Origin of the sequence: Paraburkholderia aspalathi (assembly GCF_900116445.1) — a bacterium.
In the GTDB taxonomy this organism is placed as follows: Bacteria; Pseudomonadota; Gammaproteobacteria; order Burkholderiales; family Burkholderiaceae; genus Paraburkholderia; species Paraburkholderia aspalathi.
Genome location: NZ_FPBH01000013.1, coordinates 118,372 through 142,073 on the forward strand (window position 1 = coordinate 118,372; position 23,702 = coordinate 142,073).

At 59.0% G+C, this 23,702-nt stretch carries 20 protein-coding genes; 14 read left to right on the plus strand and 6 right to left on the minus strand.

The features are described from left to right. Window position 1: 1 nt before the first annotated feature. The 3 genes from BM438_RS20675 to BM438_RS20685 all read right to left on the minus strand — a co-directional run bounded on the left by BM438_RS20675 (window position 2) and on the right by BM438_RS20685 (window position 3,439). On the minus strand, window positions 2–1,276 hold the full coding sequence (locus tag BM438_RS20675) for a NupC/NupG family nucleoside CNT transporter (protein WP_093636918.1): 1,275 nt from the start codon (window positions 1,274–1,276) through the stop codon (window positions 2–4). A 108-nt stretch (window positions 1,277–1,384) separates the two neighbouring features. Then, window positions 1,385–2,431 (minus strand): purine-nucleoside phosphorylase, encoded by a 1,047-nt coding sequence (locus BM438_RS20680; protein ID WP_093636920.1) that lies wholly within the window; start codon window positions 2,429–2,431, stop codon window positions 1,385–1,387. A gap of 57 nt (window positions 2,432–2,488) precedes the next feature. After that, window positions 2,489–3,439 (minus strand): nucleoside-specific channel-forming protein Tsx, encoded by a 951-nt coding sequence (locus BM438_RS20685; protein ID WP_093636923.1) that lies wholly within the window; start codon window positions 3,437–3,439, stop codon window positions 2,489–2,491. Window positions 3,440–3,904: 465 nt separating this feature from the next. Between BM438_RS20685 and BM438_RS20690 the strand changes: the two genes are divergently transcribed. The 4 genes from BM438_RS20690 to BM438_RS20705 all read left to right on the plus strand — a co-directional run bounded on the left by BM438_RS20690 (window position 3,905) and on the right by BM438_RS20705 (window position 7,830). Continuing rightward, window positions 3,905–4,207 carry a flagellar transcriptional regulator FlhD gene (locus tag BM438_RS20690; protein WP_093636925.1) on the plus strand — a complete coding sequence of 101 codons (303 nt, stop codon included), beginning with the start codon at window positions 3,905–3,907 and terminating at the stop codon, window positions 4,205–4,207. A gap of 139 nt (window positions 4,208–4,346) precedes the next feature. After that, a complete protein-coding gene (locus BM438_RS20695) occupies window positions 4,347–5,513 on the plus strand; it encodes a helix-turn-helix domain-containing protein (protein ID WP_244179407.1) in 1,167 nt (388 codons plus the stop codon). Between the two features lie 214 nt (window positions 5,514–5,727). Continuing rightward, window positions 5,728–7,443 (plus strand): methyl-accepting chemotaxis protein, encoded by a 1,716-nt coding sequence (locus BM438_RS20700; RefSeq protein ID WP_093636928.1) that lies wholly within the window; start codon window positions 5,728–5,730, stop codon window positions 7,441–7,443. 33 nt (window positions 7,444–7,476) lie between these two features. Then, window positions 7,477–7,830: a hypothetical protein gene (locus BM438_RS20705; protein WP_143131731.1), complete on the plus strand. Its 354-nt coding sequence runs from the start codon at window positions 7,477–7,479 to the stop codon at window positions 7,828–7,830. Window positions 7,831–7,886: 56 nt separating this feature from the next. Here the strand turns inward: BM438_RS20705 and BM438_RS20710 are convergent, their stop codons facing one another. Continuing rightward, the gene (locus tag BM438_RS20710) at window positions 7,887–8,804 is read right to left on the minus strand and encodes a LysR substrate-binding domain-containing protein (protein ID WP_093636934.1); all 918 of its coding nucleotides are present in this window, start codon (window positions 8,802–8,804) and stop codon (window positions 7,887–7,889) included. A 194-nt stretch (window positions 8,805–8,998) separates the two neighbouring features. Here BM438_RS20710 and BM438_RS20715 point away from each other — a divergent pair, with 194 nt between their 5' ends. The 10 genes from BM438_RS20715 to BM438_RS20760 all read left to right on the plus strand — a co-directional run bounded on the left by BM438_RS20715 (window position 8,999) and on the right by BM438_RS20760 (window position 20,802). After that, window positions 8,999–9,727 (plus strand): isochorismatase family protein, encoded by a 729-nt coding sequence (locus tag BM438_RS20715; RefSeq protein WP_093636937.1) that lies wholly within the window; start codon window positions 8,999–9,001, stop codon window positions 9,725–9,727. Between the two features lie 248 nt (window positions 9,728–9,975). Beyond that, on the plus strand, window positions 9,976–10,950 hold the full coding sequence (locus tag BM438_RS20720; RefSeq protein WP_093636940.1) for a PhnD/SsuA/transferrin family substrate-binding protein: 975 nt from the start codon (window positions 9,976–9,978) through the stop codon (window positions 10,948–10,950). Between the two features lie 73 nt (window positions 10,951–11,023). Next, on the plus strand, window positions 11,024–12,049 hold the full coding sequence (locus BM438_RS20725; RefSeq protein ID WP_093636943.1) for an amidohydrolase family protein: 1,026 nt from the start codon (window positions 11,024–11,026) through the stop codon (window positions 12,047–12,049). Window positions 12,050–12,093: 44 nt separating this feature from the next. Next, window positions 12,094–12,945, plus strand: coding sequence for an amidohydrolase family protein (locus tag BM438_RS20730; RefSeq protein WP_093636945.1), 852 nt, complete (start codon window positions 12,094–12,096; stop codon window positions 12,943–12,945). Between the two features lie 84 nt (window positions 12,946–13,029). Next, complete coding sequence (locus BM438_RS20735; RefSeq protein WP_093636948.1) at window positions 13,030–14,310, plus strand: MFS transporter; 1,281 nt, start codon at window positions 13,030–13,032, stop codon at window positions 14,308–14,310. A 63-nt stretch (window positions 14,311–14,373) separates the two neighbouring features. After that, complete coding sequence (locus tag BM438_RS20740) at window positions 14,374–15,360, plus strand: DODA-type extradiol aromatic ring-opening family dioxygenase (RefSeq protein WP_093636951.1); 987 nt, start codon at window positions 14,374–14,376, stop codon at window positions 15,358–15,360. A 49-nt stretch (window positions 15,361–15,409) separates the two neighbouring features. Next, window positions 15,410–16,267: an HpcH/HpaI aldolase family protein gene (locus BM438_RS20745; RefSeq protein WP_093636954.1), complete on the plus strand. Its 858-nt coding sequence runs from the start codon at window positions 15,410–15,412 to the stop codon at window positions 16,265–16,267. Next, complete coding sequence (locus BM438_RS20750) at window positions 16,268–17,815, plus strand: acetolactate synthase large subunit (protein WP_093636957.1); 1,548 nt, start codon at window positions 16,268–16,270, stop codon at window positions 17,813–17,815. It abuts the gene before it with no gap. Window positions 17,816–17,843: 28 nt separating this feature from the next. Next, entirely contained in the window at window positions 17,844–18,752 is a 909-nt protein-coding gene (locus BM438_RS20755) for a substrate-binding domain-containing protein (RefSeq protein WP_093636960.1), read from the plus strand. A gap of 283 nt (window positions 18,753–19,035) precedes the next feature. Then, window positions 19,036–20,802: a hypothetical protein gene (locus BM438_RS20760; RefSeq protein ID WP_244179408.1), complete on the plus strand. Its 1,767-nt coding sequence runs from the start codon at window positions 19,036–19,038 to the stop codon at window positions 20,800–20,802. Window positions 20,803–20,895: 93 nt separating this feature from the next. On the opposite strand, the gene BM438_RS20765 is transcribed toward BM438_RS20760, so the two are convergent. Both BM438_RS20765 and BM438_RS20770 read right to left on the minus strand, forming a co-directional pair. After that, window positions 20,896–22,194, minus strand: coding sequence for an MFS transporter (locus tag BM438_RS20765; RefSeq protein WP_093636966.1), 1,299 nt, complete (start codon window positions 22,192–22,194; stop codon window positions 20,896–20,898). Between the two features lie 305 nt (window positions 22,195–22,499). Continuing rightward, a complete protein-coding gene (locus BM438_RS20770; protein WP_093636969.1) occupies window positions 22,500–23,474 on the minus strand; it encodes a hypothetical protein in 975 nt (324 codons plus the stop codon). Window positions 23,475–23,702: the final 228 nt, after the last annotated feature.

Consider the following 23,702-nt stretch of genomic DNA (forward strand, 5'->3'; position numbering starts at 1 on the left):
ATCAATGCAAGGAAAAGAAGAGACCGGCAATCGCCGCGCTCATCAGATTCGACAGCGTGCTGGCCGTCAGCGCGCGCAGACCGTGGCGCGCCACCTCCGAGCGGCGCTCCGGCGCTACAGCACTGAATCCGCCGGCCAGAATCGCGATCGACGAAAAATTCGCGAAACCGCACAACGCAAACGATACGATCGCAATCGTCTTGGGATCAAGAACCTGCAGTCCCGCCGCGGCGACCTGCGCGGTGTCCTTCAGGTACGGCGACAGGTCTCCATAGGCGACGAACTCGTTGAGAATCAGCTTCTCGCCGATGAAGTTGCCAGCTAGCGACGCATCGTGCCACGGCACGCCTATCATCCAGGCAAGCGGCGCCAACAGGCCGCCCAGCAGCCCCTGCAGCGTGACGTTCGCAAAGCCGAACAATGCGGCAATGCCACCCACGCCCGTATTGACGAGCGCAATGAGACCGATGAAGGCAATCAGCATCGCACCGACGTTGATGGCGATCTTCAGTCCGATCATCGCGCCCGAGGCGGCCGCCTCGATGACATTGGCTGAACCCTTCTCGTCGAAATCCAGCCCGTCGATATTCATCTGGGTTGGTTCAACAGTCGGATACAGCAGCTTGCCGAACAGCAGGCCGCCCGGCACGGCCATGAACGATGCAGCCAGCAGATACTCCATTTTCACGCCAAGGCCGGCATAGGCAGCAAGCACGGACCCTGCTACCGAAGCCATCCCGCTTGACATCACGGCAAAGATCTCCGCGCTGGTCATTTGCCGCACGAACGGTTTCACGAGGGCCGGCATTTCGCTTTGACCGAGGAAGATGGTTGCGACTGCCGAGCACGCTTCAATGCGGCTCACCGCCAGCAATTTTTCCAGCGCCATACCGACGATGGTGACGATCCACTTCATGATCCCGACGTAATAGAGTACCGCGATCAGCGCGGTCACGAAGATGATCATAGGCAGCACACGCAGGCCGAACACAAAACCGCCCGCACCGAAAAGCTCGAACATCTTGCTGTCGACAAGCCCGCCGAAGATAAACGACACACCGTGGTTGCCCATTTCGAGCACACGGTTGACAGCGGTGGCAACGACCGCGAGCGCGCTACGTCCGAACGGGACGAACAGCACGAGCGCGCCGATTGCCAACTGTGTCGCAAGCGCGGCGAAAAGGGTTCGTGGCCGTACCGCGCCACGGTTGTTCGATAGCAAATAGGCAATCAACAGCAGTATCAACATGCCGCAAAGGCTGCGCACGATATCCACGTAGTTCCCCTTCGAAGTTAGGGAAATAAGAACGCCCCGGATTGAGGCGGACGGCACGACCGGAGGCGGACATCTTTTCCACCGGTCGTGAGAATCAACACGGTGTGTTTAATTGGCCGGTACGCCGTCTTTCCAGTGCTTCCAGTCTTTGACGATCGCAGCCACGAGCGGCGAGCCGGTCAGATAGAGGTTGTTGAGCGCCGGGACAAAGCCACCTTGATTCTGGTAATCGAGCAGGTTGTCGACGTTCGAGACACCTTGTGGCGGGCGATCGAAGTCCGAACCGGCACGCAACACCGCTACGCGCTGCGAATCGGCGAGGCCCGCCGTCTGCGCACGCTTGATGACCTCGAAGGTCGCGTTGTCTTCCTGCTGCGTCGTGCAGTACACGCCCTTGCCGTCGGTCAGAAGGCTGGTCCAGTCGCGGGCGCGCTGCCCTAAGGCATTGCCCGAGAACCACGTATCGCCCGCGAGGGTGTCGCACTGGATGACGGTCGGACGCTGATTGGCCGGCGCGCTCTGATATTTCGCGCGATAGGCGACTGCCTGCGGGCTGTCGGTCAGCGTCACGTCGCGCGAAAGACCGTAGGCCTTTTGCAGCAGCGCCTCGTTCAGTTGAAACACTTCGGTGCGGTAATCCAGCGGTGGTTTTTCGTTTTCGCTCTTTGTGTTGATGCCGAGATAGCCGGACTTCCATCCCGCCGGAATCTCACGCGCATCCAATTCCCACTGGATGCCGAAATCCACCAGATAGCGCGCCCAGGCGGCTGAGCCAAGCGTTCCCTGTGCCGGGTCGATGCCGGCGATGCCCGATACGAGGAAGTACGTCTTGCGTAAATCGAATTTTCTCGAATACACCAAAGCGGACATCGAGGCCGCCGCGTTCGTGTGGCCCATGCCGGTCGTCAGGACACACACGCTGTCGTGGTTGCACTGGACGTCGGGGTAGTCCGCGGACAGACCCGGTACCTTGACGTGTTCCATCGGACCCAGGTGGTCCAGCCACACTTTGCCTTCCGGCCCGAACATGCTGATGATGAGGACCTTCACAGGCCGCGGACGTTGTGCGGTGTCACCCGCAGAATGGGCGCTTGTCACCAGCGAAACCGCGAGTCCCAATCCCGCAAGCATTCGCCAAAATTTTTGCTTTAACATGAAATCGGTGTCCCTGATCGTTTGTGAGGTTTGATCTGGTTTGCGTTGTCCATGCGATCAGAACTGGTAACCGACGCTGGCGTAGTAGCCCCAACCGGTCGAACGGTTCGCAAACGGACCATCGCCAAAGTTGAGGTCGCCGCCAGCCCATTGACCGCCGTTGTGGAAGTAGCGGGCAGCGGTCCAGAAGCGCCAATGCGTAAACGAGTAGATCAGCACGTTTGTTGCGACGAAGGCCGTATCGGTCCGGGTATCGTCACCCGTCTTTTCGCGCAGCCGGGAGCCGAAGTCATAGTTGAAGAAGCCGACGTAGGTCAGATTGCCACCGTGGAACGTACCAAGCGGATAGATGTATTTCATCTGGGCGCGATAGCCGTCCCACGAGTTCTCGTTCGCCGCGCCGTAGTTTTCCCATTGGCGCTTCACATACAAATTAGCGGACAGAATCAGTGGGGTGTGTGTGTCGATATCCGTGCCGATGCCGCTGTACAGGGTGTTCTGGCGGCCACCGATGTTATAGCCCTGGTCGTAGATCCAGTCGAACGCCAGATACCATTCCTTGAATGGGCCAAAGCCAAGGTGCTTGCCAACGAGGTCGTCGATCGATACGCGCGGCTCCTGCTCGCTGAAGACAGGCGACCCTCTATCCCACACGCCGGAGTCATGCGTACTGCCCACGCCGAAGACCTTCGGCGCATCCACGTAACCGTACAGATCGAACGGACCCTTGCGACCGAAGTATTCGTACTCCAGGTACACGTCATTGGTCTTGTACGGACCGAAGCGAATGTCTTTCGAGCCAATCACGCCCAGACTCTGGTGAAACCAGCTCGACACATAAGGAGAAGCCGCCGTTTGCGGCGTCGGATTAGTCACGACAGCACCGCTTTCCGCAAGCGTCGAATCGGTGGAACCGTCGGCCCAGGCCGTTTGCGCGACCAGCAGGCTGACCGACATCGCCATACCGATCCAGGTCGCAAGCGCGCCACAGCGCCTTGCGCGAGCCATCCATTTCTTTCCGTCCATTTCTTTTGGATACCTAATGTTAGTCATCGGATCGAATCCTTACTGTCGTTAATATTTTCGATGAGCCACTGCTGTGTGAATCTCTCCAAACCTCGGCAGGAGCACCGCTAAACTGCAGACCGCATGTTCTGCGTGCACTGATGCCCCAATGTTGACCGGTCAGTCAGCTTTAAACGCCAATACCCATGCAGGCCGCGAGTAAATGCAGGAACCATGCCAAAGTTGTCTGATCGGTCAGGATTTGGATTCGCGCCAGGGCGGCGCAGTGCATGTAGGGAGTTCCCTACGGAAATTTCCGTATCAACCTAGCGAAGTTTCCGAGAGTCCTGACTGCGCGGCACCCGCCGCGGATCTACCATCTACATACGGCGACGTTTGTTGCGTCTGTGCGCTGCGCGGGGCCTTCGCAGCAGGGACGATCCGGTCGGTATTGCGGGGGGAGTTGAAATGGAACACGACGCGCACCGTCTGATACACGAGATAAATCTTTCTTATCTTCTCCTGACCCGGCGCCTACTTGTGGAAGACAAAGCTTGGGGCATGAGCAGTCTCGGTGTGCTGCCGGAGGTGGCCGATGTTCTGATGGCGCTTTCGCCTGAAGAGATCGAGAGGCTCGCCTCTACTTCGCAGATACTTTGCTCGTTCCGCTTTCATGACCACACGGTGCTGTCCGCGCTGACACACAGTCAGGTTGAGGTTGCTGTCATGGCGCGTTCGCCGGTGTGCCAGCCGGTCGGGCAACGCGTTTAAGCCGAAACCATTTCTCCGCGGTCTTCGCGCCCCACCGCACAGCAAAACGCCGCATTGGTGGAGGAAAGTGCCGCAGCGGCTCAGAGTGTTGAACATCAATCGCGCTTGTTACTTGAAGCCGTCTCGGTCCTTGAGCCGGATGGCTTGGCTCAAGCCGGTGAGCGCCGATCGTTCTCCTGTCTGGGACCGCATGGGTACGGTCCCATCGGTGAGTTATCAATCACTCGTTCTGCATACGATGCACTTTACTGCCGAAGATCTTCGTCTCGTGCTGGAGCTGGTCGAACTACTCGGCAGGCCCTCGCCCGAGAATCTTATCGATCGCCCAGACGTAATTCAGAAACTTGCGTCTCTATTTCACGCAGACTTCATCGGACACGCCATTTGGAGTCGCGACAATGGCCAATTCGAACAGGCCACTCACTGGGGCCGCGACGCTCACATGGCTGTGGAATACGAACAGCATTTTCAGTTTCTTGATCCAATCTCCCCCCTGCTAATTGGGCGCGAGGACGCGGTTCTAAGCGACAGTTTGATCGACCGTCGAACTTTCCGTAACACAGAATATTTCAGTGATTTTCTTTCACGTTACCGGGTGTATTCCGGCGTCGACCTGTACCCGCACGAAGCCGGGCACGTTCAGTTTAACTATCGGTTTTGGACTAGCAATCAGAAAAAGCGCTTCGGAGAGCGCGAAGTTGCTTTGCTCAATATGCTGCGTCCTTACCTGATCAACGAATACCAATTACGCCACGTAGCGCGCACCAACAACCAGACGGATACAGCCATAGAAAATTACGCGAGCTTCCTGGTTCAGGAATCAGAAAAACCGAAACCCAATCAAAAGGCTCATAAGCTTCTGGCTGGTTTGCAACCGGCTGAACGGGAGGCGTTGTGCCGTCTGATATCCCGGATACCGTATGACCCATCTGCGACTGCGCAATGGAACGGTTTTGACCTTTGCGTCGAGTACGCTGCCGATGAACGCAAGAAGGGACGTGCGTACATGGTTTATCTGTTGGCGCGTACGATCGGTTCTGGGTCCTGGTTTCAGCAACACTTTGACCTCACTCTTCGTGAAGGCGAAATTTGCCCCTTGCTACTCAAGGGTTTGGCCGACAAACAGATAGCAGCCATCTTGAAGATCAGCTACTGGACTGTGCGCATTCATGTCGGCCGAATACTTGAAAAACTGGCGATCGATTCTCGCGCCGGCATCGGGCTTGCCGTGCTCAAGGCGAGCCACAACACCAGGGCCGACAAAGCGTATCTACCGGACACGTCATCCATTGTGATTCCGTCCTAAGGCGGTTACCCCGATGCGATAAAACACGTCCCGCATGGCTAGGATTAGCTATTCAGACCCCGTATACGTTGCCGTTACTTCCTATACAACTCGCGTCAGCAAGCGGAAGGTCTTGTTGCGGTATTCGGCAAGCCCTGGTGGAGATCAATGTGCTCCCGCTGGCGCCGGGAATGCCATCAACTCGCGCTACGCGTACCACGGATAGGAACAATCAGTGAACTTAAGCATTCGAAACCGGCTCATCGCCATTGTCACGAGCCTCGTGCTCATCACGCTCGCCTTGAGCACCTTCTTTCTCATGCGTCTTAGTGCCGCTGGAAATGAATTGGAATCGATGTACAGGGCGGATTTTTCTGATGCGGCGTCAGTTAGCGAGATCGATGGACTACTCACCAGGACCGACATCAACATTCTCCGGATGATCGCGATTGGGGACCCTGCCTCTATTGCCGGATGGAAGCAGGAAAATACAGAGCGGTTTAGCCAGGTCGACAAAGTGATAAGCGAACTGGCAAGCCATCGCGATGGAGAAAAACTGGAGGTGGTCAAGGGGCTACAGGACGCCTACCAGAAAATGCAGGCTGGGATGAAGCATCAGGTGGAGCGTATTGAGGCCGGGGATGTGAAAGGCGGTGCCGAAGTGAACAGGCTGGAAGTCAAGGATAACGCGAACCACGTTTTCGGCATTCTTGCCAAAATGAAACAGGATTTGCGCACGACGGCTCAGGCGCGTTTCGCTGCACAGCAAGTTGCTATTGTGACTACTCGCTACATTTCTTTTGGCGTGATCGCCTGTGCCGTGCTTTTCGCTGTTGGCGCCTTGATCTATTTGCTGCGTGCAATCCTGATACCGTTGAACACGTCAGTTAGCATTGCCGAGCGGATCGCAACTGGGAAGCTCGGGAACGACATCCCGAACCAATCGCAAGACGAGTTCGGGCAACTTCTCTCGTCCCTCAAGAAAATGGATCAGCAGCTGAGCGATACGATTCACGGGATCAAGATATCCGCAGAATCGGTCACGGTGGCGTCGCGGGAAATCGCTAGCGGTAACACCGATTTGGCGGCCCGTACCGGGCAACAGGCCGCATCGCTGGAGGAAACGGCAGCGAGCATGACGCAGTTGACCGAGACGGTAAAACAGAATGCCGACAATGCCCGCCAGGCTAATGCGCTGGCAACGCGCGCTACCGACATAGCTGACGCAGGCAATGAAACCGTACAGGGCATGGTGGGAACGATCGAGAAAATCAGTGCGAGTTCGAGCAAGATTTCGGAGATTACCGGTGTCATTGAAGGCATCGCGTTTCAGACCAACATTCTGGCGCTGAATGCAGCGGTGGAGGCTGCGCGTGCGGGTGAACAGGGGCGTGGTTTCGCCGTCGTCGCCAGTGAAGTTCGCAGTCTGGCTCAGCGCTCTGCCGCCGCTGCGAAAGAAATCAAGGAATTGATCGGCTCCTCGGTGGCAACGATTCAGGACGGCTCCATGCAAGCCGTGGAAGTCAGTTCGACCATGGGACAGGTCAAGCAGGCGATCAAGCAGGTGTCCGATATTGTCGGCGAGATCGCTGCGGCGTCCGAAGAGCAAAGCCGTGGCATTGAACAGGTGAATCAGGCGGTCGGCCAGATGGACGAAGTCACACAACAGAACGCGGCGCTCGTCGAGCAGGCAGCGGCCGGCGCAAAATCACTTGAGGAACAGGCAACCAGATTGAAGGATGCAGTCTCGGTGTTTGAGGTGGCCGGCGGCGCAGCTCACATTGAGCCGCGAGTGGTTCTGCCGCAGAGCAGGCCTCGCCTGCCTGCGTCGAATGCTCAAACGACGCGTCGCGCACAGCCCACGAAGCCGAGGATTGCGCCCGTCACTATTGCCGACAAACCGGCAATGGTCGCCGTGGATACGGCCGGCTCGGACTGGCAAACCTTCTGACCTGAACCCAAACCTATGTATAACGACTCCAAAATGCAGAGCGACGATGCACAACAAGCCGACGCCGCGTCGGCAGAACAATCGCCACTTGCCCTGGCAGTTCAAATCCGCAAGGAGAGTGACCACGCGTTACTCAACGCCCTCACTGCGCTATCGAAAGTAAATGGCCTTACTGTTGTTCAGCATGATGCGCGCCTTGCAGTCATCGGCGAATTGCTGGTTTCCTTGCTGACGCACTTGCCCAACGCCATGCGGTCCGACATTGCCGCCTCGTTCCGCGGCAGGATTGAAGATTTGATGAGCCTCAGCGACGACCGGTGCTTACCGGAAAAATATCACTCGTCGCTCTTAACCGAGGTCAATCGGTATCTGAATGCACTCCGATAGAAGGAGAGGCCGTGGACCACGCCTTCGCCTTCGAGGGTGAAGGAGCCACGCTGGTACTAACCCAGGAGCGGCGGCAATTCGTCCTTCAGGAAATCGACGAAGGCGCGTACCGCAGGCATCATGCCGCGGCGCGTCGGAAACAGCACGGCCAATCGTCCCTCCCGCGAGCGAAATTCCGGCAGTACGAGGCTCAAAGTCCCCATCTCGATCTCCCGCGTGCAGGCATAGAGAGGCAGGCTGGCGATGCCCATTCCTGCCAACGCGGCTTCCTTCAGCGCCGCGATATTGTCGCTCTGCAGGCGGGGCTGAATCGTCTGCATGGAGACATCGCCATTCGCGCCGATCAGGCGCAATACGGTCACTGGCCTACTGATCGATTCGTAGATCAACAGATCGTCGCGAGGTAGCGCATCAGGCGTACCAATCGTCCCGGTCTTCGCCAGATACACAGGACTGGCCACCAACCCCCAGCGCACCGTGCCCAGCGGCGCCTGGACCAGGCTGGAAAGCTCGACGTCAAAACCTAGACCTCGTATCACCACGTCGACATGTTCTTCGAGAAGGTCGACCTGTCGATTACTTGCCTCGATGGCCAGCCGGACCTTCGGGTAGCGCAACATGAAGCGGGGCAGCAGCCTGGCCAGCAGGATGTCTGTAATCGCGACGGACATGCTGGCCCGCACCAGCCCCGAGGGCTCGGCAGTCCGCCGCCGAACCGCTTCCTCACCAGCCTGCGCTTCGGCAATCATGGCCCGGCAATGTGCGTACAACTCTTCGCCGGCGTCGGTCAGGCTAAGCCGGCGTGAGGTTCGGTGAAGCAGCCGAACGCCGAGCTTGGCTTCCAGATCGGTGATCCGGCGGGAGATATGGGATTTGCTTACGCCAAGCGCCTCTCCCGCGGCGGTAAAACCGTGGTGCTCGATCACCTGAGCAAAGAGATAGAGATCGTTCAGGTCAGAAGAGACGGGGGTCATCCGACGTCCGGTAGTCGTTGGGTTGGTCTATCGATCGTTTCCTGTGGGAAACGATAGGTTGAGAAATACCATATTTATCGATCGTCGTTGCGGAAATATGATTCATCTCAACCCGGCGCAGATGTGCACCGGACGGTCCGGCAGGACGTCGCTACGTCGTTGCCACATCGAAAATGCCAACGTTAATCAAGACCATGAAAATCCTTAATCTCCTGAAAGCTGTCGTTCTCCCCCTGGCGATCGTCACTACCTCTGCCGCCACAATCCAGACGGCCAGCGCAGCGCCTGCGACGAACGCGGTCGCTCCGTCTGGCGCTCCGTACTCATTGCTGTCGCGGGACAACACGGTGCTCGTACTGGTCGACCACCAGGTTGGCTTGTTCACCGGCGTACGCGACATCGATACCGGTGAGCTCAAGCATAACGTTGTGGCCTTGGCCAAAGCCGCGAAGACGCTCGGCATCCCGGTCATTGTCACCGCTACGATGCCTGACGGCATGTGGGGTCCCACGATCCCTGAACTGACTGCCGCGCTTCCGGGTGTGCCGGTGATCAGCCGGACCTCGATCAATGCATGGGACGATCCGAATGTGCGCGCCGCGATCGAGAAGACCGGCCGCAAACAGATTCTGATCGCCGGTGTTTCGCTGGAAGTGTGTGCCACGTTCCCGGCGCTGTCGCTCAAGGCTGCAGGCTACGATCCCCGCGTGGTGCTCGACGCATCGGGTACGTTTAGCGATACCAAGCGCACGGTGGGGCTGCAGCGTCTGGCAGGCGCCGGCATCCCGGTGACCGATTACGCCACGGCTGGTGTGGAAATGCTGCACGGCAACGACGACCCGAAGGCGCAGCAGGTGTACGCCGATCTCGACATGCCGTTTGCCAACCTGGTGTGGCAGCTCAAGAACGCTTCGCGCAAGTGAGGCAACAACTCGGTCCGGCGAGGGCGAACTGCGTCCTTGGGCGCCCCCGCCATCCATCAACAAAAGTGCCATTGAATCTGACTTTTGTGTAGGGACGCGCGCTCCGTCGTCAAATATTCTTACTCCATCGAGTCGATATGTCCTGCGCGGATTCCATCCAGCCGCCGGCGACGACAAGTCCGCAATCATTTTGCATGGGACCGGAGTGAGCTCTAAAGCGCCAACTCCGGTCAACATAGGAGAGGAAGTTGACCAGGAAAGTCCCGCTCAAGATTGCAATCGCTGAGCACCCCCACACATCGGCCATTCGTAACGGATCCATTTCCATCGAGGGTGTGGATGCCGAGTTCATCACAGTCCAGCCGCAAATTGGCGCATTTCGCCGGATGGTGCGCGACGTCGAATTCGACGTTTGCGAGTTGGCGCCGACAACCTACATCATCGCCCGCGCCTATGGTGCGCCGTTCGTCGGATTGCCGATTTTTGTCGTGCGGCGTTTTCACCACGGCGGTTTGCTGGTGCGCCCGGACGCCGGGATCAAGACCCCCAAGGACCTGGAAGGTAAGAAGGTCGGCGTGCGCGCCTATTCGGTCACGACCGGCGTGTGGACGCGCCAGGTCCTGATCGACGAGTTCGGCCTCGATTCTTCCAGGGTGACCTGGGTTGTCGATGATGAGGAGCATGTTACGCAGCTCAAGCTGCCGTCGAACGTCATCCATGCTCCGGCTGGAAGCTCGTTGGCGGAAATGATGGCGACAGGCGAATTGTCGGCGGGTTTTGCCGCCGCCGCGGGTATCGGCCGCACCGGCGCGCCCACGGGTGGATGGAAGGAGGTCGAGGCCGACTATCCCGATCTGTTGCCCAATGCGACCGAGTTCGAAAGCGAGTACTTCGCCCGCACCGGGGTCTACCCGATGCACGGCACTATCGTCGTTAAGGACGCGGTGCTCGCCGAGCATCCGTGGATCGCGAAATCGATTTTCGACGCCTTCGCACAGGCGAAAAAGGAATGGCTGGCGCGCCTCGATGCCGGCGAGGCGACGAGCGCCAGCGATAAGAAGTACCTCGAACTGCGCAAGATCGTCGGACACGATCCGCTGCCGTACGGTCTGCAGGAAAACCTCAAGACGATCGAAACACTGGAAGCCACCGCGTTCAAGCAGGGTCTCACGCCGCGCCGTATGTCCATTGACGAACTGTTTGTGGACCCATTGGCCCGCTGACCCGCACGCAACTGATCTTGCATGGGACCAGAGTAAGGCGCTGAAGCGCCAACTCTGGTCGACAGGAGACGACATGATTATCGATTGCCACGGTCATTTCACGACCGTACCCGCTTCATTCCGCAACTGGCGAGCCAGGCAGGTCGAATTCGCGAACGACCCGGTCAACGCGCCATCGCGTGCCGCCGCGCATGTGAGCGACGACGAGATTCGCGAAGCGATAGGAAATGGTCAACTCAAGCTGCAGCGCGAGCGCGGCAGCGACCTGACGCTGTTTTCGCCGATCGCCGGATTGATGAGCCACCATCTGGGCAATGAGCGCACGAGCCTGGAATGGGCCGAAGTATCGAACGACCTCGTGCACCGCGTGACGGAACTCTATCCGGACAACTTCGCGCCGGTGTGCCAGTTGCCGCAATCGCCGGGCGTGGCGCCCGCGAATTCCATCCCCGAGTTGCGACGCTGCGTCGAACAAATGGGCTTTGTCGGGTGCAACCTGAACCCCGATCCGAGCGGCGGCTACTGGACCGGCAAACCGATGTCCGATCGCGAGTGGTATCCGATCTACGAAGCGCTGGTCGATCTGGATGTGCCCGCGATGATCCACGTGGCGGCTTCATGCAATCCGTGCTTCCACGGCACCGGCGCCCACTACCTGAACGCCGACACCTCGGTGTTCATGCAACTGCTGCAGTCCGATGTGTTCAAGGATTTCCCGACACTGCGCCTCGTGATTCCACACGGCGGCGGCGCGGTGCCTTATCACTGGGGGCGCTATCGCGGCATGTCGCTTGAAATGTGCGAGCGCCCGCTCGAAGGGCTGCTGAACAACATCTTTTTCGACTCCTGCGTCTACCACAAGCCGGGCGTCGAGTTGCTGACCAAGGTGGTGCCAACCGACAACGTGCTGTTCGGATCGGAAATGATCGGCGCCGTACGGGGCAAAGATCCGGCAACCGGCCAGTACTTTGACGACACCAAACGCTATATCGACGCGTGTACTGCGCTGACGGACGAGGATCGCTACAAGATTTTCGAGGGCAATGCGCGGCGCGTCTACCCGCGCCTCGATGCGCGCCTGAAAGCGCGCGGCAACTAACTTTGGCGCGAGCCATATGCAATGAAACACGCACAGAGACACTCATGACTTCCGCAATCGTTGATATCCATCCCCACATCATTTCCGATGACGAGAGCCGCTATCCACCGGCGCCGTTGTTCGGAAAGCGCTCGGATTGGTCGAAGGAGCGTCCCACTACCGTTGAGACGTTGATCGCGGCGATGGACGCGGCCGGCGTCGCCAAGGCCGCGGTGGTTCATTCTTCGACGACCTACGGTTTCGACAATCGCTATGTCGTTGAAGGTTGCAGCAAATATTCAGATCGGCTGGTTGCCGTCGGCTCCGTTGACGTACTGCAGCCGGATGCACCGGAACGCATTCGCGAATGGGTCGGGCTCGGTCTCGCGGGCCTGCGTTTGTTCACCGGCGGCAGCACCAAGGAGTTCGATCCGAGCGAACTCGACGATCCGCGCGCGTTCCCAGCGTGGGAACTGTGCGGAGAACTCGGCCTGACGATGTGCATCCAGACGGGGCCGATCGGACTGCCGCAGGTCACGGCGCTTGCACGGCGTTTCCCTAAGGTGCCCATCATCCTCGATCACCTGGGGCGCCCCGAAGTAGCCGATGGTGCGCCCTATGCCGCGGCGCGCAGCCTGTTCGACCTGGCGTCGCTCGACAACATCTACCTGAAGCTCACGCCGCGCATCTTTGGCGATGTGAAGAAGGAAAAGGCGAGTGCCGAAACATTCTTCCCGCGCGTGGTGGAAGCCTTTGGTGCAAAACGGATGGCCTGGGGCTCCAATTATCCGACCTCGCCGGGGACACTTCCGGAAATCCTCGCGACGGCCCGGGCGGGTCTGGCATGCCTGAGCGACGAAGACCGCGCGTGGATTTTCGGCAAGACCGCGCAGCGACTATATCCGGCCCTGGCCTGAAGTAGCGTCGCCTCTGTGCCGGCAACCGAAGATGGTTTGTGGTGGCCGGCACGCAGAACCAATCACACTAAAGAGAAAGGGCAGATGGAGACAAGCAAACCTGGACGACCCGGGATCGCGAGCCGTTGGGCCATCCTCGCGCTCCTTGCGATCGGTGTGTTGATTTCCTTTGTCGATCGCACCAGCATTTCTTCGACACTGGCGGACGCAGGCTTCGTTCGACATTTTTCGCTGACGAACGTCGATCGCGGCTGGATCAACTCGGCTTTCTTCTGGTCGTATGGTCTGTTCCAGGTGCCGATGGGCTATGTGGCTGACCGCTACGGCGTGAAGTGGCCTTACGCAATCAGCTTTGCGCTGTGGTGTATCGCGACCGCGCTGATGGGGGCGGTGACGGCGCTCGCGAGCCTGGTCGTCATGCGTCTGATCATCGGCATGGCCGAAGCGATCGTGATTCCTGCGAGCTATCGCTGGATTCGCAACAATTTCGACGAAAGTCAAAACGGCCTGGCTGTAGGCCTCCTCGCAATGGGGAACAAGTTTGGTCCCGCACTCGGCGCGCCGGTGGGCGCCTGGTTCATCGTCAATTATTCGTGGCAAGTCATGTTCATCGCGACGGGTCTTGTCGGGTTGATCTGGTTGGCTCCGTGGCTTCTGCTGGTCAGGAACGACCTTCCCTCCAGAACGCAGCTCACGGCGGCGAATCGAAGCGCCCGTACAGTCAGTCTCGGCAGCATCCTGTCCAGCCCGGTGGTGTGGGGCGGAATGATCACGAACTTTTGCTACGGCTATTTCACGTTCTATTGCATGACGTGGATGCCCGCCTATCTGGTCGAGCAACGCGGCCTGTCGATTTCAAGGTCCGGGCTCTATACGTTCTTCAGCTTCGCCGGAATCGCGATCGTCGCGGCGATCGCGGGATGGGCAGCGGACCGGATCATCGCCCGGGGAGGCGACCCGATTCGGGTGCGCAAGGCTTTCACTATCGCGGGCTTCGTGGGCGGATGCACGGTTCTGCTCGGCGCCTATGCCCATTCACTTGAGATGGCGCTGTTCTGGAATGTGCTCTCGCTCTCGCTGCTCGGCTTGACCACCGCGAACAATCTCGTGCTGTCGCGCCTGACCTTGATTCCGAAGCAGACGATCGGACTGGTCACGGGCGTGCAGCAGGTGGCCACCAGTCTCGCGGGCGGCGTGGCGGCAAGTCTGTCGGGTTGGTTGCTCCACGTCAGTGGAAGCTATGACCTGCCGATGCTCATGATCCTGGTCTTCCTGCTGATCGGCGCGTTGACCACGATGATCCTGTTCCGTCCCGAATGGGCGCCCAAGGTAACCGAAACGCACGGCTCGCTGCGGCAAGCCTAGAACGCAGGGCATGGCCGGACCAGCCGGCCTTGATGCACACATTAATTCATTGAGAAACCATATATGGCGAAGATCGTATTCGGGATGGCAGTGCCGCATAGCGGCATGCTCGGTCAAGCACCGGAGGACTGGCTGAAGAACGGGGAACGGGACCGCAACAATCCGGAGTTGTGGTACCGCAACCGGACCTGGACCTATCCCGAGCTGGAAGCGCACCGCGAAGCAGCGTTCGAGAAATTCCTGACGCTCGAGGAGCGCACTGCGCGCGCCACGCGCTGCCGTACCGCGCTCGATGCGATGGCCGCGGCCTACCGCGACGCCAACATCGACGTCGCGATCATTCTGGGCAAAGACCAGAAGGAAATCTTCACCGATTTCTCGCCATCGATCGCGATCTACAGCGGTGAAGAGGTTCATAACGGGCCGCCGCAGCGCGCTGTCTATGCACCCGACCACCACGTCACACACAAGTGTCATCCGAAGCTGGCCGCGTATCTCATCGAGCATTTCCAGGGCGAAGGTTTCGATCTGACCGATCTTTTTGCGTGGCCCGACAACGTGTGGATGAAGCCGCTGCCTGAGTATCCGGTGGTACCGCATGCCTACAGCTTCGTTTATCACCAGATCATGGGCGACAACCCGCCGCCGCATGTGCCAATCATCATGAATTGCTTCTATCCGCCGACGCAGCCGTCGATGTCGCGCTGCATCGAATTTGGATGGGTGCTGCGCGATGCCATCAATGCATGGCCCGACGATGTGCGGGTCGGCATTTTCGCCTCGGGCGGTTTGTCCCACTTCGTCAACGACGAAGAGTTCGACCACAGCATCATGAAGATGCTGGCCGACTACGACTATGACGGCCTGGCCGCGGTGGATGACCGCTCGTATCAGTCGGGCACTTCCGAAATCAAGCTCTACGTGAGCGTGATGAAGGCGGTTCAGGAAACGGGCGCCGAGATGACGCTGGTCGACTACGTCCCCTGTTGGCGCACGCCTGCCGGCACCGGCGAGGGGATGGGTTTCATGTACTGGAAAGCGGCCGACTGATCCGGCTTCATGCAACCCCTATGGACCCAATCACGGAGAGAGAAAGACCATGAGCGACACCCGCCTCAATAGCATTATTCGCGCTTTCGAATCCGGTAAGCCGGCCTTCGCCGCGTTTTCCAAGCTGGACAAGCAGACCGCCATCGAGATGAGCGACGCGCCTTATGACGGCATCGTCTTCGAGATGGAACATAACCCCTACGACGTATCGGCGCTGGGTGATGCGATGCAGTACATGCTGAACCGGAAGCAGATTGCCGAATCCGGTTCGGTCGCGTCGCGCGTTACGCCAATTGCGCGTATTCCCGCCAACGGCGCGGAAATGAATCAGTCCTTTGCCAAGCAGGTGCTCGATCGCGGCGCCTATGGCGTGGTGTGGCCGCATGTATCGACGGTGGAGCAAGCCTATAACGCTGTCGCGTCGTGCCGTTACGCCCGGCCCAAGGGCGCACCGCTGTACGAGCCCAAGGGGATCCGCGGTGACGGCCCTGCCAACGCGGCACGCTACTGGGGTTTGAGCATGGCCGATTACTACAAGAAGGCAGATGTCTGGCCATTGGCCCCCGAGGGCGAAATTCTGGTCGGGTTGATGTGCGAAAGCACGGAGGCGATTGAAAACCTCGATGACATTCTTGCGAATGTGCCGGGTATCGGCTTCATCCTCATTGGCGAGGGCGATCTCAGCCAGCAACTGGGCCATCCGCGCGATTACGAGCACCCGGTTGTAGCCGACGCCATGCGGCAGATTGTCGAGACCTGCCACAAGCACAAGGTGGTGGTTGGCAATCCCCATGTCAACGCCAAGAATCACAAGCGGCTGCTCGAAGAGGGTTACCGCTTCCTGATGTCGGCTCCGCTGAAAAGCTATGGCGTGGTCGGCATGGCGCGCGAGATGGCGGGGTATTGAATGAACGGAGCCGAAAGTCTGGTTCAGACGCTCACCGATCAGGGCGTCGACATCTGCTTCGCGAACCCGGGTACCTCGGAGATGCACTTTCTGAAGGCGCTCGAGAATCCACGCATGCGCAGCGTCCTGTGTCTTTTTGAAGGTGTCTGCACGGGCGCCGCGGACGGCTATTACCGGATGAAAGAGACGCCGGCATCCACACTCCTGCACCTCGGGCCGGGACTCGCGAATGGGCTCGCCAATATCCACAATGCCAAACGGGCATCGTCGGGTATGGTCAACATCGTGGGTGAGCATTCGGCCGCGCACCTGAAGTACGACCCACCGCTGACGTCCGACATCGAAGGTCTGGCACGGCCGCTGAGTCATTGGGTGCGCCGCGTCGAGTCGCCGCGCGCGGTGGCTTGGGACGTTGCAACCGCGGTGAGCAAGGCGAGCGAACACGTGGGGCAGATTGCAACGCTCATCCTGCCTGGTGATACCTCGTGGCAGGAGGCGGGCCAGCAGGTCGCGCCGCCGAGCACCGTAGCCGCCGCAGCGAAGACTCCAGACGTTGCGCGCATCGAGCACATTGCGCAGGTGCTGCGTTCGGGCGAGCCCACGCTCATGGTCCTCGCCGGCCACTCGACACGCGGTCGCGCGCTCGAACTGGCGGGCAAGATCAAGGCGGCGACCGGCTGTCGCATCGCGACGCAATTCTTTAGTGCGCGGATCGAACGCGGGGCAGGGCGGGTCACGCTCGAACGTATTCCTTATGCAGTCGGACAAGCCGTCGAGTATCTGAACAGCTTCAAACACATCATCACGGTCGAGACGACCGAGCCGATCGCTTTCTTTAGCTATCCAGACAAACCGAGCTTGCTCAAGTCACCCGGCACCAGTGTTCATGCGCTGGTCGAGATGGGCGAGGATAGCGCCGCCGGCCTCGACATGCTGGTTCAGGCGCTCGGCGCGACGAACACGGCAGGCGTCCTCCAGCAGCGTTCGGATGCGACGCCGCCGACCGGCGCTCTGGGGCCCGCCAGCATTGCCCAGGCGCTCGCCGCCGCGCTGCCCGAAAACTGCATTCTCGTCGACGAATCGCTGACCACTGGCCGCGAGACGATGGGGTTGACCGTTGGCGCTGCCCCTCATGACTTCATCAACAACATGGGCGGCTCGATCGGCTATGGCACGCCGGTCGCCACCGGCGCCGCGCTGGCCTGCCCGGACCGGCGTGTGTTCTGCATGGTCGGTGATGGCAGCGCCATGTACACCATCCAGTCGCTGTGGACGCAGGCACGCGAGGGCCTGAACATCACGACCATCATCTTTGCCAACAACAGCTACGCCATCCTGAAGGCCGAGTACGCCAACATGGGCGCCGGTGCGCCAGGGGCGCGCGCGCTGGCCATGATCGATATCGATCGTCCGCGTATCGACTGGCTGGCCATGGCGAAAAGCATGGGCGTTCTCGCCGTCGCCGTGGACACAGCCGAAGCTTTCCACAAGGCCATGGCCGACTCGGTGCACGAGCCTGGCCCGTGTCTCATCGAGGTACGGCTGTAAACCCATTCAAGCCTAAGGACGAACATCAATGACAACGACACTAAACAGGGTGCCCACCGAGGTGCCAACATTACGCACCAATCTGGCCGACTATCCGGTCACGAAGGCGATGAAGGGCGGGCGGGTGAACTCGGACATCGTCAAGCTCGACTATTGCGGACCGACTCCGGCACATAACGGCTTCAAGGCAATGGTTCGAGAAAACGCCTTCGACGCGGGCGAGCTCGCGATCGTCACCTTTTTGCAGGCCAAGGCCTATGGCAAGCCTTACGTCATGCTGCCGACGCCGATATCTGGGCGCTTCCAGCATCATTGCGCCGGCTTCAACATCGACTTTGGCCACCTCGACCCGAAGGATATCGAAGGCAAGAAGGTCGGCGTTCGCACCTATACCCAAACGACTGCGCTCTGGATCCGGGGCATTCTGCGTCACGAATACGGTGTCGATCTGGACAAGGTGACCTGGATGACACTCGGCGACGGGCATCTCGCCGAATATCGCGATCCGGATAACTGCGTGCGCCTGCCCGCGGGATCCTCGATCCCGCAGATGATGCTAGATGGCGAGTTGAGCGCGGCCTTGCTCGGTGAAGATATGCCGAAAGACCCGCGTGTGCGCACGCTCGTTCCCGATGCGCAGGCCGCGGCCAAAGACTGGTTTGCGCGGGAAGGCGTTGTGCCGATCAACCACATGTTCGTGGTGCATGAGGACGTGTCGAAGCAGCGGCCGGACATCGTTCGCGAGCTGTATCGGATGATCGTCGAAAGCCGCGCATTGACTGAAGGCGGCGTGCCGGCCATCTTTCCGCCGATCGGACTGGAAGAGAACCGCAAAGGACTTCAATTGGCAATCGATTGGGCGCTGGACCAGAAGATCATTCCACATCGCCTGTCGGTCGACGAACTGTTCGATGACGTCACGGGAAATCTGGGCTGAATGCTCGCTGAGCAATGACGGAACACGGAAAGGAGCGGCAGGAAACGGAAGCACGATGCGTCGGCGAAAGTGGCGGTGCAGGAGCGGTTGAGCGGTGTCACGCCGCTCACCTACGCATAATTAATGGAGGCATTACGCTGTGTATTTAACTTCGTCTTTGAAGAAACTCCTGGCTTGTACGGCAATCGGGGGCGCCTGGATTTTCATTTCAGCGGGAGCAGGTGCCGCGCAAAATGGAACCTTGTTGCTCAACCGCGTCGGTCCGGTGACTTCCGAGCTGTATGTGTCCAATGCAGACGGGACAGATGAACACAAGCTGATTCCGACCGCGGGTTTTGATTATCACGCGGCGTTCTCGAAAGACGGGCAATGGATCGTGTTCACGTCGGAGCGTGACGGCCTGGGCGAGTCAAATCTCTATCGCGTCAAAGTGGATGGTACGGGCCTGCAGCAGCTCACCAATCACATTGCCGTTGACGATGCCGCCGTTTTTTCGCCCACCGACTCTAACCTCATTGCATTCGTCTCATCACGCAGGGGCGCGAGCGATTTCGGAACCACCAACATCTGGACACTGAACATTGCGACTGGTGCGCTGAAAAACGTCACGGGTGCGCTGAAATTCGATCCCACCAAACCGCATAGCTATTTCAGACCTTCCTGGTCCCCAGACGGCAAATGGCTTGCCGTTTCTTCCGATACGGGCAGCGATTGGCGCGGCCACAATCTGCCGGTTGGCTGGGAACGCACGCAGGAAAGCAGCATCTATCTCATCAGACCCGACGGCTCCGGCTGGAAGAAAATTGCCGGCAATCCAGGCTTTGACGAAGGGTCGCCATCCTGGTCACCGGACGGCAAGCGTGTCGTGTTTTATGAAACGCCCGTGGAGTCGACTTGGGGCGCGCACCGTCCGGAGTTGATCAATAAAGTCAGCTCGCAACTGGTGTCGGTGGATTTGTCCGACCTTGCCAGGACGACTTTGACGTCGACGCCCGGCTTCAAGGTATTCCCGCAGTATCTGGGTGAGACCAACGTCGCGTATCACGTCAAGGGCGGCGACACTGAGGGTATCTACACCACGGCTGGCATGTTCCGATCCACGAGCAACACGGGCATTCGCTCGCCACGCTATTCGTCGGACGGCAGCAAGATGGTCTACGAAAAAATATCGCTTCGACCCGCGCATGCAAATGGCACGGCGCTGTTCAGCTTCGATCCTGCGTGGAAGTACACCTACATCGACGTCTTCCCGCAGCTGTCAGTGGATCGCCAGAAATTGGTGTACACAGAGAAGGCGATCAACTCTTCCATTGCCATCATCAATCCGGACTTCTCCGGCTATACGCGAATTTACGACCCAGCCACCAGTGGTCTCGATCAGGACATGATCAAGAAGGGCCTGGCCGGCGCATTTCAGCCCACCTGGTCACCGGATCGGCAGTGGGTGGCGTTCGGCGTGGGCCAATGGTTCTTTACGCGTGCTGCCGGCCCAGGCCGGATCATGCGTATCAAGGCCGACGGCAGCATGAACGGCCACGCGGAGGCCTTGACCGACGGTTCCATCAATTCGGGCTACCCGAGCTACTCGCCGGACGGGAAGAAGATCGTCTACCGCGTATGGAGTCCCAAGGTGCAGGGGCTGCGCATTCTCGATCTGGATACACGCGCCACCACCGTTCTGACCAGCGAGGCAGACAACCTGCCGGGCTGGTCGCCGGATGGCAGCAAGATCGTGTTCACCCGCAAGCTGATCGACCCAACCGATCCGAACAAATTCAACTATGACGTGTTCACGATCAAACCCGATGGCACGGGTCTGACGCGCCTGACTTCGGATGGATCGAACCAGGGCCATGCTGTCTGGACCTGGGATGGCCGGCTCGCGTACAGCTCAGGCACCTATGGCTTCAGGGACGAACTCGCGCTGTACGACAACAGCTTCCAACCTGACGGCCAGAACTGGGTGATGAATGCGGATGGGACGGATCAGCATCCGATCACGGATACCTTGTGGGAAGAGGCGATGCCGTTGTACGTTCCCAACCCGTAATCCGGTCCTCGCAGCGGCATGAAAAAAGCGCTGTGCTTTCGCACAGCGTTTTTCTATTCGGAGTGTTCTTTACTCAACAGCGTTACCCTGCACCTAAGCAGAGGTCTGCGTTTCTGCGTGCCGGGGTTCGTGAGCAATGTCGTTGACTTTTGGCGCCCATTTGCGCTGAAGCAGAACCACGGTGCTCGTTGCACCGATCAGCAGGAAGGCGAAGATCGCCATCATGGGTAGTGTGTAGCTGCCGCCATGATGGAGCAACCAGCCTGAAAGGCTGGCTGAGATACCGCCCGCGAGACTGGTGGCGACCTGTTGGAGTCCTGTGTTCAAGCCGACCGCCTGCCTGGGGATCAAGGTTAGTTTACACAGCGCCAGGTTATTCGCGGTGACAAGGCCAAGCAACGAGAGTGAGAGCACGTTCCAGAACAGTGCCATCTCGAGCGAAGGGGCGTAGGCGCCGAGCAGAACGGTTGTTCCGCCAATAAAGCCGGCAACGATGAAGCATTTACGCACGACAACGGCATCGTTGCCGCGGGCGATAATCCGGTCCGCGGCCCATCCCGCGATCGCGGCGACGATGGCGATGCCCACAAAGCTGAAGAAGGTGTAGAGCCCGGATTTCTCGAGAGAAAGGCCGCGTTGCTCGACCAGATAGGCTGGCATCCAGGTCATGCAATAGAAGGCGAAATAGCTGTAGCAGAAGTTATTGATCAGCCCGCCCCAGACGACCGGACTCGTCAGCAAGTTTCTGAGCGGCACCGAGGAGGCCAGGTGTATCGCCGCCGCAAGTTGCCCTCTGGAGGGATAGTCGTTCCTCACCATCAGCAGCCATGGCACCAGCCAGATCAGTCCGACCAGTCCAGTCGCAATGAACATCATCTTCCAGGAATACGTGACGATCATCCAGGCTGCAATCGGCGCGCCGAGTGCGGGCCCCATCTTGCCGCCAATCGAAAAGATACCGAGTGCTGTGCCTTTTTGGGTCTCCTCGAAGTTGTTGGCGAGATAGCGATAGGTGGCCGGGACCACGACAGCTTCGGCCACGCCGATGAGCAGACGCATGACGATCAGGGCGGACAGCGTCGTCACCATGCCTGTGGCCGCCGCCGCAATGCACCACAGCACGAAACAGATCGAGTAAGGCCATTTCACGCCATAGCGATCAACCAGCCAACCCATAGGCATCTGAACGAGACCATAGGACCAGAAGACGGCCGAATTGAGCCAGCCACGCTCGACGCTCGTCAGTGAAAATTCTCGAACGAAGCTCTTGTCCGCTAGCGCGGAAGACAGACTCGTGCGATCAACAAACGAAATCAGCAGCCCGAGCGCGAGGAGAACGAGAATGCTCCAGGGATTCTCGGGCGCTGATCGCTTAGTTAGATTTGTCTCCATTGTGTTCTCTCTTGTCGTGAAGAGAGTTCGGAGACGCCGAAGTCTCTTCCAGTTCGTAAGGTGATCGGCTACGAACGTTTGTCCGATGTTATCAGCAAGGCCGTCCAGCGCGCACAGCCAACCACGCGGGAGCACTTTGAAGCGCAACTGGCCGAAGGAAACGATCCATGGCAGCGTAGCCTACGGACGTGGTGAAGGGCTAGCGTTTCTCGATGGAGGAAGAACGACGTCAATGAACTCCGTCAAACAACGATTGGCAACCCGCATGACGGGTCGCCAATGATCGCGCTCACGAGGGTCGCTGATTAGAAATGAATTTCGGCCATCAGCATGGGGACGGACGTTATCGTGCCGACCGTTTCGCTAGTCGGCGTGCCGTACATGTGATGCCAGTACTCGTAACCGACGCCTGCATACACTGCACGCGGGTGACCGGCGAATGAACCCAGATCGGCTAGCAGTGATACGCGAGTGAGAAATTCCGTCGTCGTCTCAACACCGAAACCGTCCTTTCCTTTCGGCCCGGTCAGGCTGGCAAACCCGCGCAATACCAGCGGCAACGGTCCCACCCGGAACGGGAAGAGCCATGAGCTCTCGATGTGCCACGCGGTATTGAAGCGCACGTCGACGCCGGTAATACCGTTATGGTTGCTCTCTGTTCGAAGACCCGCAGTGAGATTCAGGAACCCGCGTGGCAACGCGAACTCGATAGTCGGACCGAAAACGAGCATGCGCGCACGCTCTCCGTAGGCGTCGTTCTTGGTGCCGAATTCAAAGCCGCCGGTCAGGCCGACGTCCCGAATGATGCCGATGCCCACCGGCCGCCCAAGAATCTTTCCGGCACTCAACTCGATTCGGCCAACGCTATACACCTCCTGCGCTCCACCTGAGGAGGGACCACCAGCCTCCGGGTTCGCGGAGTTCGAGACGAGGTAATCCACGTTGAATGCGTAACTACCGAACCTGAAACCACCGATCGTCGTGAGATAACCAATGTTCTGAGCAACTTTGTCGGGAACGCCAGGGTAGTGAAAATCATTGCCGTAGCGGTAGCCGATATACGTATCGTTCCACGATACAGGCGGCGCGCCGGTGACTTCCCCCGATTTCAAGTCCGGTGCAGTGAGGGGCGCGGCACTGTTCGTCTGGGTCTGCTGGGTCTGCGATGGAGCCGATTCACTAGGTGCGGTGTATACCTCCGCGTAACCGAACTCGCTCAAACAGCAGAACATGGCCACACCGAGAAGCGGCTTGCGCAAAGCGACTGATATTTTCGTCATGTCTCCGTCCATATAGATTTTCTTATTGCGGCCGCACCGTCAGCAACTGGCTGAGCAATTCAACGCAGATCATCCTGTCGCGGTTGTAACGAATGGTATGGGACGCCCGATCGGCTGCCTCTACACAAAAGTTAGATTCGCTGGCATTTTTTTGTCGTGTGGTGGAGGGGGTGTCTGCGGCAGATCGTCGGCGAAGTGAACTGTGCGGTGAACGCGATGCGACGGCGG